Source organism: Pseudoalteromonas rubra (genome assembly GCF_001482385.1).
GTDB lineage: Bacteria > Pseudomonadota > Gammaproteobacteria > Enterobacterales > Alteromonadaceae > Pseudoalteromonas > Pseudoalteromonas ardens.
This window is the reverse complement of record NZ_CP013612.1, coordinates 1,019,759-1,035,912: the sequence shown is the minus strand read 5'-3', so window position 1 is coordinate 1,035,912 and position 16,154 is coordinate 1,019,759. Positions and strand designations below refer to the sequence as shown.

General features: G+C 53.4%; 3 protein-coding genes. All 3 read right to left on the bottom strand.

Translation table 11 applies throughout. The annotated features are described in order from the left end of the window. Positions 1 to 83: 83 nt before the first annotated feature. Positions 84 to 1,760: a cyclic peptide export ABC transporter gene (locus AT705_RS23460; RefSeq protein ID WP_058798735.1), complete on the bottom strand. Its 1,677-nt coding sequence runs from the start codon at positions 1,758 to 1,760 to the stop codon at positions 84 to 86. Positions 1,761 to 1,873: 113 nt separating this feature from the next. Continuing rightward, on the bottom strand, positions 1,874 to 9,325 hold the full coding sequence (locus AT705_RS23455; RefSeq protein ID WP_058798734.1) for a non-ribosomal peptide synthetase: 7,452 nt from the start codon (positions 9,323 to 9,325) through the stop codon (positions 1,874 to 1,876). Beyond that, positions 9,322 to 16,074: a non-ribosomal peptide synthetase gene (locus AT705_RS23450; RefSeq protein ID WP_058798733.1), complete on the bottom strand. Its 6,753-nt coding sequence runs from the start codon at positions 16,072 to 16,074 to the stop codon at positions 9,322 to 9,324. The genes AT705_RS23455 and AT705_RS23450 overlap by 4 nt, the downstream gene beginning before the upstream one ends. Positions 16,075 to 16,154: the final 80 nt, after the last annotated feature.

Below are 16,154 nucleotides of genomic sequence, written 5' to 3'. Positions count from 1 at the left end.
ATACTCTGGCCGTAAGGCAGTCCTTAACGGCCTCGCCCGGAGGCAACGAAACGTGGCGGACCACAAGCCCGCCTGTCAGACGATTAAGCCAGGGCTGCTGGCTGGCGCTCGATCACTGGCGCTGTCGCTGAGAATGACGTCGTTACGTCTTCCATCTGACCGGCTTCAAACTTGAGGATCCGATCTGACAGTGAGAAGTAATGCTCGTCGTGGCTAATCACAAACACGGTTTTACCCAGCGATTTCAGCTCGGGTAACAATTCGCGATAGAAGAAGTTTCTGAAGTAAGGGTCCTGATCGGCCGCCCATTCATCAAAGATATACAGCGGCGTATCTTCCATATAAGACAACAGCAGCCCCAGGCGCTTTTTCTGACCCTGAGACAGCTCAGTCGTCGACAAAATGCCCTTTTCTACTGTCACTTTCTGATCCAGTTTCAGCTTACTCAGGTACTGACGAATTTTGTCGTCATCTGCCAGCATACCGTTGGCATCGATCACCTGATCAAACAGGTAAAAGTCAGAAAAAATAGTGCTGAAGTGACAGCGGTACCAATCCATTGAATGCGCAGCATCGCGGCCATCGAGGCGAATGCTGCCCTGAGTTGGCGTATATAAACCACATAGCACTTTTGCGAAGGTTGATTTACCACAACCATTACCGCCGATCAGAAAGACAATTTCACCACGTTGGATCTGCGTGCTGATTGGCCCAATTGAAAAGTGATAGTCGTCGCTGTCATCCCGGCGGTATTCATATTCAATGCCTTCAATGTCAAGGGTTTGCCAGTTATGCTCCGGGTGTAGGGTGTTGTCCAGTTGATCGGTCAGGATCTCCTCAGACAGCTGTAACTTTTCAATTTTTTGGCTCGACACTATGCCTTCGGCAACCACAGAATAGGTGTTAATCAACACCGTCAGCGGCCCTATCACATACACCAGCGTCAGAACAAAGCTCACCACCACAGCCGTGGCGATACCACTTAAAAACAACTGTGACATAAAGACCACAGATCCCAGCGCCAGGAACAAGATTAAATTGGTCCAGTTGCTCAGAATGATAAAGACAATGTGCGCCGAAATCGTCGACTTTTTAATTTCCTGAATGTTTGGCGTCACCACATCCTTGTAAAAAAAGCGCTTACGGTTGAAGTTGATATTCAGCTCTTTACCGCCGTCGATCAGCGCACGAAAGTTCTTAAATAAGCTGTCATCGAGTTCCCGCACCGCCTGGAAGCGTTGTATTCCTAATCCCATCAACAGCTGGGCAACCACCATGGCCAGCAACAAAACGCCACCCACAAACAAAAACAGCTGCCAGGACTGGTACGCCATATAAGCAAAACACAGCAGTACCGTTGCCAGATTATAAGCGACGTGTGGCACGGCACTCAGTGTGGCGGTGAGTGACTCAATGTCTTTGGTCAGAGTCGCGAAAATACGGTGACCGCCAACGCGCTCAATCTGCTCATAACTGGTCGATAAAACCCGCTGTACCAGATTCTCCCGAATACTCACCATGATTTGAACAGACAACTTAGTCAGTATGTACTGAGAAATGACGCTGAAGGTTAAAAATCCCGCCAACGCAGCGAAAAAGATGGTCAGCCCCCGGATCACATCCGAGTCGGGGTTAGACACATTTTCTATCTCAGCATTAACCAGTGAGATGATGCCAATGCCAGATAATGCACTGACCACACTCAACAAAGTGGCAAGGATGAGGAGTTTCTTATGAGATAAAACTAGCCGATATAACATAAAACAGCCTTGTAATGGTTACTTAAAACTAAAATGGGTATTACTCAGGCTGAGACGCTGTTGTCTCAGCCTGCCTGTTTGGGTCAAAGACCCTGTTTTTTGGTGCTGTTAACTCATGCCAGTAGCGTCATGAGTTTGTCTGCCAGACCACTAACATAAGGACTTTTCACCATAGTGACGTGTTTGCCCTGAGTGTTGATGGTCGTGATTTGTTTACTTACATATGCCTGCAACTGTGCCTGCTTTTGCGCCCAATATTCGTCACCCAGCTCAGGCGTATTGATCATGCTGACCGCGCCGTTGAGGCTCGTCTCAGGCTGGTAGCGCCGTGACCAGTCAACCTGCTGGAAATAGACATTGAACAACCGCTGTGTCATGGCCAGACTCAGCCAGGAAAGTAGCTGCTCCTCGCTGTCTTCGGGTTTCAACTCTCTGGCATACGACAGCATAAGTTCCTGCTTTTCGGCATCGCTGATTTCGAACTGTGCCTGATCATCGGTTGCCACTAAACACTCACACAGTAGCAGTTGTGTTTGACACCCTAATGACTCCAGTCTGAGTGCCGTTGCAAATGCCACTGCGCCGCCTGAACTATGGCCCATCAGCACCGCTGGCTCATTCTGCGCACCACGCGCTGTGCGCTCGTTGATAATGGCATCGGCGTAGCAATGGATGAGTGCCTCCCAGCTGTCGATATCCGGGTCCTGCTCGCTCATTCCCACCGGCTCCAGACTCATGATCTGAACCTGAGGTAATGCCCGCGCCAGATCCATATAACCACCACTAGTCATGCCCGCACCGGGAGCCAGATAAATCGTTGCTGCCGGATCGAAGTCCAGTGATAACACGGGGCGAATGGCCTGCCATTCGTGGTCATTGTGATCTTCGATTAGCTGCGCCATGGCGCTGAGTATGGGTCGCTCAACCACTTTGTTGATGGCAATACCGTGGGTTTTAAAGATTTGGTCGATGTTCTGCACCAACTTCATCACCAGCAGTGAATGGCCACCCAGCGCAAAGAAGTTAGCATCGCGGCTGATCTGCTCGGCCGGCAGCTTGAGCACATCGGCCCAGACCTGAGCGAGCATCACTTCGGTGTCACCCTGTGGCGCTTCATAGCCACCAGCCAGTCCCGTCAATTCGGGCGCAGGTAAGGCCTTACGGTCAATTTTCCCGTTTGGTGTTTGCGGCCACTGACTGACAAACATAAAGCTGTCGGGCACCATGTACTCGGCCAGCGCCTCGCTGAGTTGTGTTTTGATGGCTACAACTAATGCCTGCTCATCACACGCCCGTAACGGTTTCACATACGCCACCAGCCGCTGATTGCCATATTCATCCGTCAAAGCCATGACCAGCGCAGAGTCTACGTCGCTGTGCTCACCGATATAAAACTCAATTTCGCCCAGCTCAATGCGCAAGCCACGGATCTTCACCTGATGGTCCATCCGGCCCATGTATTCAATGTTGCCATCCTCACGGTAACGCACTAAGTCACCGGTTTTATAGAGGCGCGGGCTGCTGTTCGCTGCACTGGCATCGAAAAATGGGTTCGTAATGAAACGTTCTTCGGTTAGCTCAGGGCGATTCAGATAGCCACGCGCCAGGCCTTCCCCGCCAATATGCAACTCGCCACAAGCTCCCTGAGGCAACAGATTAAGCGCTTCATCGAGCACCAGTAGCTGAATATTCTGTATCGGCTTACCGATAGGGACGCTGCTGCCATGGGGTTGCGCACAATCCCAATAACTGACATCGATAGCCGCTTCCGTTGGCCCATACAGGTTGTGCAGCTGTGCCGTTGGCAAACACGCCTTAAATTGTTCAACATGGCTTATCTGCAATGCCTCGCCACTACAGAACACTTGCTGTATTGAAGTGCAGCGGCTCAGATCGCCATGCTCCAGCATCACGCCTAACATCGAGGGCACAAAGTGCAGCTTAGTCACGCCTGTGGCTGTGATCAGCTCGCTCAGATAAGTGGGGTCTTTGTGCCCACCCGGTTTGGCAATCACCAGCTCCGCACCTTTGAGCATAGGCCAGACAAACTCCCAGACCGAAACATCAAAGCTGTAGGGCGTTTTTTGCAGGATTTTGTCTGAAGTATCACAGCCATATTCCTTGTCCATCCAGTCGATGCGGTTATGCAGCGCCTGATGCTCCAGCAGCACACCTTTGGGTTTGCCTGTTGAGCCTGAGGTATAGATCATATAAACCAGATGCTGCGCGCTAAGTCCGATGTCGCTCGCCGCAATATTGCGTTCGTCATAGGCATCAAAATCAAACCCGTCCAATGCCACAACCGTGGCCTCTCCCAGTACGACACGATTGGCCACCGCGCGAGTGCTAAGCACCACATCGGCACGGGCATTTTCAACCAGATAGTTGAGTCGTGCTGCCGGTAGCTCAGGATCCAGCGGGACATAAGCCCCTCCGGCCTTAAGAATACCCCAAATGCCAATTACCATTTCAAACGAGCGCTCCACGCATAAGCCAACCAGTGAATCCGGCCCAACACCATGGGTGTCTCGCAAATAGTGCGCCAGCTGATTGGCCTTGCTATTCAACGCAGTATAAGTGAGGGTTTGAGCTTCAAAGCGCAATGCAATGTTGCCCGGTGTCGCTGCAACCTGCTGTTCGAATAGCTGATGCACACACGCCTCGCGCGCATAGTTTTGCTCTGTATCATTCCACTCACTCAGATAACGATGCTGCTCGTCATCTGGCAACACTGGCAGGGTGGCAACCGGCTGCGGTGAGTCACTTTCGAGCCTCTCCAGCAACTGACCCAGAGCCGTAACCAGGTAGTCATTAATACGCTTGCCTTGAACGCTGCTGTCCACTTGCAGTGTCAGGGAAAAGTCGCAACCAAGGTCATCGACCGACATCACACACGGGTAGTTGGTGCGCTCTTTCACACCCAACAGTTTCAGCTCAGCCTGTTCGTCTGGCGCACTGACGTCGTGAGAATGACGATAGTTCAGTACTGCGCTGAACAGCGGCATATTGCCTTCCACGCCCGAAGCCTGCATGGCCTCAGAGAGCGGTGCCTGCTCATGCGGCAGCAACGCCTGAAGGGCAGCATGCACGTCATGCAGGACCTCCCGCGCGGTGCGCTGATCAAGCGTCACACGGATCGGCAAAGTATTAATCATCATACCCAGCATTTGTGCCATCTCAGGACCACCTTGCATCCGCCCCGATAATACAGTGCCAAACACCACATCTTGCTGGCCCGCGCAGGCGGCAACCACCCGGCCCCAGGCCAGATGAAATAACGCCGCCGGGCTCATGGCCTGACTTTTTGCGTAGTGCCTGATCCGGCGTGCAAGCTCAGCCGGGATACGCTGTTTAAATTCATCAATGTGGACCCCATCCCCGTTTACCTCACTGAGCCCAAACGGATAAGCTGGTTGGTCAAAATCTCCCAGCTGTGCGTTGAAATACTGCTGGCTGTCGTGATGCTGTTGGTCATGCAGCACCCGCGCAATAAAGTGACGATACGGCGTGACAGCAGACAGACTGGCAGCTCCCTCGCTTTCAATCTGGACCAGCTCCGCCATCAGGATATCCAGCGATACGTGGTCAATCAGTAGGTGGTGCACTTTAAGCACCGCATAAATTTGCTGCGTGTGCTTATCCTCCATGGCCTGCAGCTGCATCATAGGGGCAGACTCAAGCTCAAGGCGGTGCGCACCCTGGGCAACGTAGTTCTCGAATACCGTTTGCACGTCCTGCCCGGCTTTCACTGGCAGCCATTGCGCAGCAATTTGTGCAGCTCTCAGTACCACCTGAACCGGCTCTGTGCGGCCGCGCCATAAAATCGCAGTACGCAATACGTCGTGACGGGCAATCAGGGTATTAAGCTGTGCTTCCAGTAGTGATAATAATTCTGGCTGTGAGAAAGAAAAAGCCATGGTCGTCACGTAAGGGTCGCGACCATCGCTCAGGGTATGCATTGCCAGGATCCCCTGCTGCAGCGGCGCAAGCGGATATACATCCTGGATGTTCGTGGCCCCGCCCGGCACTTGTGCCGTGATCTCATCTATCTCATCTTGCACCAATGTGATCAAATTCAGCAACTCTGGCGTCAATTCCGTGCAGTCCGGTTTGATCGGATTCTCGGGTACCACAAACCCCTGCCCGGTGTCTGCTGTGAGTAAATCCGCCATCTCAGCCAGGCTACTACTGGTAAATAACGCCTGACTGTCAACCTGATAGCCGCGCGCTTTGAGCTGCGCTATCAGCTGGATCACCAGCAGCGAATGGCCACCCAGCGCAAAGAAGTTGGCCGAGATACTGAGCTGCGCTGGGTCACGGTCAAGCAACTCAGCGCATACTTCCACCATAACCTGCTCAGCGGCACTGACAGGCGCTGTATACGCAGCTTGCGCATCAATAACATCGGGCTCAGGCAGTGCACGGCGGTCTATTTTACCGTTGCCAGTCAATGGCCAATGTGTCACCAGCACCAGCGCATCCGGGACCATATAGCTTGGTAAAATGCGTGCCAGAGTCTGACTTAACTGAATGCTGTCAGTACTGCCATCCTCGCGCGCAGCGGCTGTCAACTCTGCATAGGCCACCAGCCGCTTGTGGGTGTCTCCTTTAACAACCACCAGCGCACTGGCGACCTCATCAAGCTGTGAGATATGCTGCTCAATTTCGCCCAGCTCAACCCGAAAACCCCGGATCTTAACCTGATCGTCAGTACGGCCAATGTATTCAACCACACCATCGCCGCGCATACGCACTAAATCGCCGGTGCGATAAAGGCGCTGATAGGCATCTGGCTGGGCCTCGTCGTAAAAAGGGTTAGCAGTAAACTTCTCTTCGCTCAGCGTTGCTAAATTTAAGTAGCCCAGCGCCAGTCCGGGACCACTGACACACAGCTCCCCGACACAGCCCTGCGGCACCAGTTCATTGCCGTTCAGCACCACCACACTGTCACCCTGCAGTGCCCGGCCAATCGGTACGGCAGTTGCCGGGTCAAAGTCGGCAGGTACCGGATAGCAACAGGTAAAGGTGGTGTTTTCCGTCGGCCCGTAGCCATTGACCACTTGTACGTAAGGTAACGCCTTCTGCACCCGGGCCACCGCCTGAGGCTCCAGCACATCGCCCCCGGCCAGCACCGTGCGCAAAGCACGCAACCGCTCAGGCGCGTTACCACATGTTTTGCTCCACTCACTGAATAGCCCGGCAGTCAGCCACATGGCATTGACCTGCTGAGTTTCAATAATCTGATCCAGCGTCTCCAGTGTGATGTGCGCTTCTGGATAAAGCACGCAACGCCCGCCATTGAGCAGCGGGCCCCAGATCTCCAATGTGGCCGCATCGAAGGCCACGTTTGCGGCTTGTAAAAAGACTGTATCCTGATCCAATGTCATAAAGTTCGGCGACATTACCAGACGGCTGATAGCCCGATGCGGCACCACAACGCCTTTAGGCAAGCCCGTCGAGCCTGAGGTATAAATCACATAAGCAGCGCTTTGTGGTTCGGGCTGAGATGCTGTAACGGGGGCTGAACCAAAACGCGCAAATTCATCACACCCGGCAATCGTCAGCTCAGGTGTCAATTCCAGCGCTTGTACCGAACTGCCACTGACTAAATCACGGTGCGCTTCACAAGTGATCACGTGTTGCAGCTTAGCATCAGCCATGATGTGATCAATTCGAGATTGCGGATAATCCGGGTTCAGCGGTACATAGGTTGCGCCACTTTTTAGCACCGCCAGCATGGCCACGACCATTTCAATGCCGCGCGGTAACAATAACCCGATATGTGCCTGGCGACCTTGCGCGACCAGATAACGCGCCAGCCGGTTAGAAGCCAAATCGAGGTCAGCATAACTCAGCTGCTGCTCACCACAAACCAGAGCCACATGCTGCGCTGCGCGGTTTGCACTTTGGCTAAACAGCTCAGTCACGGTTAATTGCGCTGCCTCAACCAGCTTGCCTGGTGCCATCAGCGCCTTTTGCCGTGTCACCTCCTCCGAGTGCAGTACGTTGATTTGATTCAGCAACGGATTGTCGCCACGCCTCGCTGCATCGGCCAGACGTTCAATGATCGCCATCAGCTGCGCGTTAAACCGTGCAATCAATTCAGGGCTGAACAGGGCTTTGTCGTATAACCAGTTAATCGTGACGCCCGACTCATCCAGGCTCAGGTTAAGCTCTATATCAAACTTACAAATGGGCTCATCGCTCATCAGCGGCGTCATACTCAGCTTGGGCAAAGCCACGCCGGAGGCTTGCTCGGCGGCAACGCCATAGTCTGAATTGGTGGTCAGAACTATCTGAAACAAAGGCGTATGAGCACTGTCACGCTCAAGATTCAGAGCCTCAACCACCTGATCAAACGGTACGTCCTGATGGGACTGTGCCTGCTGATTGACGCTGCGAATATGCGCCAAAAAGTCTGCCAGTGTCTCATGTTCTGTACTTGCTCTGAGCACCAGGGAGTTTACGAAAAAGCCAATTAACTCTCTGAGCTGTGCATCACTGCGATTGGCAACTGGCGTGCCTATGACGATGTCCGAGCTGCCACTAAAACGCGCCAGAGTCAGTGCCAGCGCTCCATGCATCAGCATAAAAGGACTAAGCTGATATTGCTCGCTAAGCTGGCCAAGCGCACTGGCGACGTTCGCATCCAATGAGGCATCATACTTGCCCCCCAGATAGCCCTTATGAGCAGGCCTTGAGTAGCTCAATGGCAAGCCATGCAATGCAGGAATGTCAGCTAGGGTGCGGCGCCAGAAATCCAGCCCGGAGGCGAGCACTTCATCATTTAACCAGGCGCGCTGCCACTGTGCGTAGTCTTTGTATTGCAGTGACAGTGTTGGCAGAGGACAGCTTTTGCCTTGTGTCAGGCTGGCGTACAGTGCAAAAAACTCCTGGCTGAGCACCGCCATCGACCAGCCATCCGACGCAATGTGATGCATGTTGAGCAACAGGTAACCCTGTGCCTGTGTCTGATCTGCGGATAACCCTAAATCTACCCAGGTTGCCCGGATCATCAGGTCCTGACTCAAATCAAAAGGCGTCCGGGCGTCGTCCTGGATCAAAGAATCCAACGCCTGTTGCGCTGCCTGCTCGTCATGATCACTCAAGTCGACACAGGTTAATGTAAAGGCCACATCATCGCAAACAACCTGAGTAGCTTGCCCTTGTTGCGACTGATACACCGTACGCAGCACTTCATGACGCTCAACGATCCGCGCCAGTGCCTGTTCGACCAGCACCGGCTCCAGCTGGCCTTCAACCTGATAGATCTGTGGCATGTTGTAATGCGCGCTGCCACCATGCAGTTCGTTTAACATCCACAAGCGTTGCTGGGCAAAAGACAAGGGTGCATTGTTACCGGCCGTTTTGGTCAACACCGGACGCTTATGACTGCGGGCGTAGAGCTGATGTAAAAACGCTTTAAGTGCGTCTTTGTTCTCTGCCAGCTGGCGCTTCAGCTGGCTGTCCATCTCCTTGGGCAGCTTCAGGGTGATTTTTTTATCCTGAGATTGAAAAATAACACCCGCCTGTTGTAGTTGTTGAAAAAGCAACTCAACACTCATAGCTCAAAATCCTCAAATTCATCGTTGTCTTCGCACTGCGGCTCAGCTTGGTTATGGATGGCCTGCACCGAGCCTATAAACCCGGCAATTTGCTGGATGTTTTCGCAGCGATATAAATCGGCAATTTGCAGCTCAATCTCAAGTCGCTGATTCAGCTGCTGAAGTAACTTCATGACCAACAATGAATGGCCACCCAGTTCGAAAAAGTTAGCACCCGTACTGATCTGCTCAGGCGGCAGGTTCAGTAGCTCAGACCAGATGGCCACCAGCTGATCTTCCAGCTCATTGGCCGGCGCAACATAGTCGGCCTGCATCAGGCTAAAATCAGGCTCTGGCAGTGCCTGTCTGTCAATTTTACCATTGCGGGTTAATGGCCACTCCTGCACCAACACAAACGCCGTAGGGATCATGTACGCGGGCAATTGAGCGGCCAAGGCCGTTGCCAGCGCCTGCGTGTGTTCACGGGGGTCAACCTGCTCACAACCGGCGTTCAATTCAATATACGCAACCAGTTGTTTGTCACCTTCACTTCGCACTCTGATGGTTACCAGAGCCTGAGTCACATCATCCAGTGCTTCCAGCTGACGTTCGATTTCACCCAGCTCAACCCTGAATCCCCGGATCTTGATTTGATCATCCAGGCGACCTGCATAGGTGATCAACCCATCATCATTACAGCGCACCAGATCACCCGTGCGATACAGGAGTTCGGGTTGCCCGGTTTCGTTAGCGTACGGGTTGTGAATAAAGCGCTCTTTGCTCAGCGCGGGCTGATTCAGATAACCCAGTGCCAGGCCATCTCCCCCCACACACAGCTCACCGACCACCCCTTGCGGCACCCGGCGACCTTGCGGTGTTAAAATCAGTAATTTATCGCCTTGAACACCCTGGCCGATTGGCACGCCAGCGCTGACGTCGCTATCTCGTGGTACTGGATAACAACAAGTAAAGGTGGTGTTTTCCGTCGGGCCGTAGCCGTTGATCACCGTGACCTCAGGCAATGCCTGCTGCACGGCACTAACCGCTTGTGGGTTCAGGACATCGCCCCCAGCCAGCACGCTTTGTAACGCAAGCCTGTCAGTATCTAGCTCACCACAGACCTTACTCCATTCTGTAAACAGACCAGAGGTCAGCCACAACGCCGTGATCCCCTGCGTACTCAATACGGCATTCAGTCCCTGCAGAGTGATCAGGCTATCCGGATACAAGACACAGCGCCCGCCATTTAATAGTGGCCCCCAGATCTCCAGCGTCGCGGCATCAAAGGCAATATTAGCGCTTTGCAAGAAGACAGTCTCTGTGTCCAGCGTCATAAAGTTCGGCGCATGGACCAGACGGTTCACTGCACGATGGGGCGTCATGACACCCTTAGGTGTGCCTGTGGAGCCTGAAGTATAAATCACGTATGCCAGCGATTGCGGCGTCAGCCCGACAGCGCGTGGCAAATCTTCATCGCTCAGTGTTGACCAGGCGCGGTGTGTATCATCCAGCACAACTTTGCTTAGCGGACTGAAAGCCAGCGTCTGTTGCTGTGCCTGCTCAGTCAATATCACCGTCAGCTGCGTGTCCTCTAACATATACGCCAGTCGCGACTGCGGATAGTTCGGGTCCAGCGGGACATAGGCACCGCCCGCTTTGAGTATGGCTAAGCTGGCAACTAACATGTCGACCGAACGGCCAATGCACAATCCGACCAGGGTACCTGCGCTCACCTGATGAATGTCACGCAGGTAACGCGCCAACTGGTTGGCTTTGGCGTTCAGCTGGGCATAACTGAGCGTTTCACTGTCCAGTTGCACGGCAATATTATCCGGCGTGGCTTTGGCATGCAGCTCAAACACTTCATGAATACAGGCACTACGCGGATAATCGGCATCATGACTTTGCCAGTTATCCAACATAGTCAGCTCTGGCTTGCTCAATACAGCCAGGGTTGCGACGGCTTGCTCAGAGTGTTCATCCAGCGCCGTGAGCAGTGCGCTCAGCGCCGTCTCCATCAGCGCAGCGATCCGCGTTGCCGGTACACTTTGCTCAATCTGATAATCGAGACTGAAACTGTCTCCCTCACCCAGGTCATTCACCGACAAGTCAAACGGATAATTGGTGCGCTCACGGGTGCTGAGTAAGGCAATGCCAGGGTCGGTTTGTTCCTGTGCTTGTTCAGGATCTGCATGAGTCGCTGAATGACGATAATTCAAAATCGCGCTGAACAGAGGCGTATTGCCGTCAATCCCGCTGTAACTTTGTGCTTCAGCCAGCGAAACCTGCTCATAAGGCAGTAGCGCCCGCAACGCATCATTGACTTGTTGCAGTGCCACATGGGCAGCCTGCTGACCCAAAGACACGCGAATTGGCAGAGTGTTGATCAGCATGCCCATCATCCGCTCGATGCCAGCCATGCCATTCATGCGGCCTGACATCACAGTGCCAAACACCACTTCGTCGCGGCCACAACAGGCACTTAGCACCTGCGCCCAGGCGAGATGGAACACAGCTGCCGGGCTGCACTGATGACGCTTACTTAAGGTGCGGATCTGCTCAGATTGTGCTGCACTTAACGACTGGGTGTATTCAACCACCGCATTGCCATCGCCTGCCACCTGAGCCAGTTCAAAGGGTAGAGTTGGGGTGTCGATGTCACCCAGTAATTCAGTGAAAAACTCGGCCGTGTCCAGCAACGCGCTTTGCGCCATAGAGCGGGCAATAAATTCTCGATACGGTAAAGGTGCGGGCAGTGTCTGTACATCATCGGCTTCGAGTTCATTCATCAGGATCTCTAAAGAAACATGATCCGTAATCAAATGATGGAACTTGAGCATGGCAAAGGTACGCCCCTGCTCGTCTTGCGAGCTGGTGACTAACTGGATAAGCGGTGCTGATTCTAGGTCAAAGCCATGTGGTCCGCTTGCCACGTAGCGGGCAAACTGTGCTTTAAGATCGTCGTCGTCGCCACTCAGTGCCAGCTCAGTCACAGGTAATGTCGCTTCACGTAGCACCACCTGCATCGCCTGTTCCCGGCCTCGCCAGAACACTGCGGTGCGCAGCACGTCATGACGCTGCACTAGCCAATTCAGCTGCGTCACAAACCCGGCCAGCTTGTCTGCTGAGGCAAACTCAAAACTAGCTGTGGTGACATAAGGGTCATGCTCCGGGTTGAGGGTATGCACAAACAGTACCCCTTCCTGAAGCGGTGCTAATGGATAGATATCCTGAATATTGCGCATCCCGCCAGGCACGGCGGCTGCAATGGCCTCTATTTCTGGTTGTTCCAGCGTTGCCAGCGTCAACATCTCAGGAGTGATGGCCTCACAGTGCGCCGGGATGCGATTGTCAGGAATAGCAAACGCATCATCCGCCTCGTCAATAACGGCAGCCATCGCGGCCAGATCCTTAGCCTGGAATAGCTGTTGCGCGCTGCTATTAAGATTGTGCTGCTGGAGTTTGGCCAGCAGTTGCATAATCAACAGTGAATGCCCACCCAGCTCAAAGAAGTTGGCGGTGGCACTGATCTGATCCTGTTCCAGCCCCAGCAGTTCAGCCCATAAACCTGCCAGCAAGCAGGCCAGCTGTGTTTCTGGCGCAACGTATTGGGCGCTGCTTTGTTGCAGTGCATCGGGCGCGGGCAGGGCTTTTTTATCAATTTTGCCGTTTGGTGTCAGTGGCCACTGTGGCATCACCACAAACAAACCTGGCACCATATGGGCTGGCAGTTGTTGACCCAGGCGCGTTTTAATATCGGCTATCCAGCTTGCCTGTTGCGCTTCATCCTGCGCTGTCTCACATGTGAGACAAGGCTGTACATAGGCCACCAGTTGCTGCTGACCATCGGCCAGCGTGCGCGCCAGGACCTGCGACAGCGCAATATCTTCAAGCTGATTAAGGCGATGCTCAATCTCACCCAGCTCAATACGAAAACCTCGGATCTTCACCTGATCATCGCTGCGTCCAATAAACTCCAGTCGCCCGTCCTGGCGATAACGCACTAAATCCCCTGTGCGATACAAGCGTGGGCTGTTATCGTGCTCGCCTGCCTGATAATAAGGGTTGGCGATGAAGCGCTCCTCGGTCAGATCGGGGCGGTTCAAGTAACCCCGCGCGACACCCGCACCACCCAGATAAAGCTCTCCGACACACCCAACTGGCAACCGCTCCATCGCACTGCCTAACACATAGGCCTGGCTGTTCGCTATCACGTAACCAATATCGGGGACGGATGCTAATTGCCCGGAAAAACGCGCACAGGTTGAATAAGTGGTGTCTTCCGATGGCCCATACAGGTTGCACACTTCAGCATCTGGCAAAGCTGCGAAGATCTGATTCACCTGCTGGGCGGTTAACGGCTCTCCAGCCAGGTTGACGGTCGTCAGGCTGTCGGGCAATGCACCAACATCGAGTAATGCCTTCATCGCAGACGGTACGGTGTTGATCAAACTGATATCCAGCTGTTCATCTGCCAGCGTCAGGGCATTTTTAACCACCACAACTTCAAAACCAAAGCTCAACGGCAGGAAGATTTCATAAACAGACAAGTCAAAGTTCAGCGAGGTCGATGCCAGCACCCGGCGTAGCGCCTCATCGTTAAAAGCGGCACGGGCCCAGTACAGCATGGCCACCGTGTTTCGGTGTTCAATCATCACCCCTTTGGGTTTTCCGGTAGAGCCTGAGGTATAGATCAGATAGGCCAGATGTTGCGCCGTCACACCGCTTTCATTGCGGCCAATGTTCGCTGTGGAATAATGAGAGAAGGCACGCCCTTGAGCAACCAACTCGTCCAGCATCACCGCGTGTGCACCCGGCAGCGCCACCGTGTTAGTCAGACTTTGCTGGGTCAGGACAACACTCAGGCTGGCATCTTCAATCAGATAAGCCAGTCGTTCTGACGGATACGCCGGGTCAAGCGGCACATAGGCGCCACCAGCCTTGAGAATCGCCAGCATTGCGACGACCATGTCTACGCCACGCTCCAGGCAAACGCCCACCGGACAATCCGGACTGATATGATGTTCAAATCTCAGATAATGCGCCAGCTGGTTTGCCCGGGCATTGAGTTCACCATAGCTCAGCGACGTCGCGTCGTGTTGTACGGCGCGACGCTCGGGGTTTTGCTCTGCCTGAGCCTCAAACAGCTCATGAATACAAAGCCCTTGCGGATATTCAACGGCGTTATTATTAAACTGACTGAGTTGCTCAATCTCCGGCTCCGTCAACATAGTAATAGCTGAAGTATTGGCCGCCCTGTCGCTATCCAGTTCCGCCAGGAACATCAGTGTGTTATCCAGGTGCCTCGCCAGGGTTTCAATGCGTTCGCGGCTAAACAGGGTCACATCATACGTCCATTCAATGACGCCGCCTTCATCACTCATTGAGGCATTGATATCCAGATCAAACTTGGTTGTCGCACCACTACCGGTCATTGGGGTAATAGATAACCCTGCCAGCTCTGTGGTGTCGGAGTGCGGTTCACTCACGCCATAGTCTGAATTGGTGGTCAGCATGATCTGAAACAGTGGACTGTGCGCGGTACTACGAGGGACTTTCAGTACCTCAACCAGTTTTTCGAATGGCAGATCCTGATGCGACTGAGCATCTAAGTGCACTTGCCTCAATTGTGCCAGATAATCCGTTAGTGGCTGGTCCTGCGTGTCCACCCTCAGGATCAGGGTATTGACAAAAAAGCCAATCAAAGATTCCAGCTCAACCTGACGACGGTTGGCCACCGGTGTGCCAATCACAATATCATGGTGATTGCTGTTGCGGGAAAGTACCAGCGCCAGAGCACCATGGATCAGCATAAACGGAGTCAATTCATAACGTCGGGCAAGCGCTGCCAGCTTATGGCACAGCTCGGCACCAAGCGGCTGTGACACCACTTCTCCCTGGTAAGCTTTGACATCAGGCCTCGGAAAATCGAGTGGCAGCGCATGCACCCGGGGCAACTGGGCCAGCTGTTGCTGCCAATAATTGAGCTGAGTTTGCAGCACTTCGCCCTGAAGCCAGTCGCGCTGCCACTGGGCATAATCGGCGTATTGAATCGTTAATTCGGGAAGCGGATTTGGCTGGCCATAGCCATAAGCATGGTAAAGTGTGAAGAACTCCCGGATCAGTATGTCCATGGACCAGCCGTCGGTAGCGATATGGTGCATGTTGATAAACAACACTCCGGCATCATCCGCATTCAAGGCTAAAAAACGCACCCTCAGCATAAAGTCCTGAGCCAGATTAAAAGGCTGTCCGGCCGCATCACTAATAAACTGTTCAATCCCGGTCGCGTCATTCTGTGTCGTCACGGCCTCTTGCGTCACACAAAAGTCTTGCGGGTCGAGCAATAACTGCTGCACGCCGTGTTCAGACTGGCGAAATACCGCTCTGAGTACGTCATGACGTGTCACTATCTCGCGAAACACACGCTCTATCAGCGCGACATCAATCTGGCCTGTGAGCCTGAACACCATCGGCATGTGGTATTCGCTGGAGCCGCCCTGAATTTGATCCAGCGTATGCAGACGCTGCTGTGCAAACGATAGCGGGTAACTGCTGAGATCTTCACGACGCGCCACCGGGCTCACGACGGAAGCTTCAGTGTACTGAGCCAGCGCGTCAATAATGGCACTTTTATGTTGTTTGATCTGCTTTGCGATATCGACCGTGATGGCCCCTTTTTTGGCTTTGGACTTTAATGCCCCACCCTGCAAAAATAACCGGATCCCCGCCTGCTCGAGCTCAACGAGTAGCTGTTTGATATTTTCCATAATGGCTGACTAACTCATATCTGTGTTTAACTGCAAAAGCGCTGTGCCCGTAACCAGAGAGCCACTCAGATACCTGAATC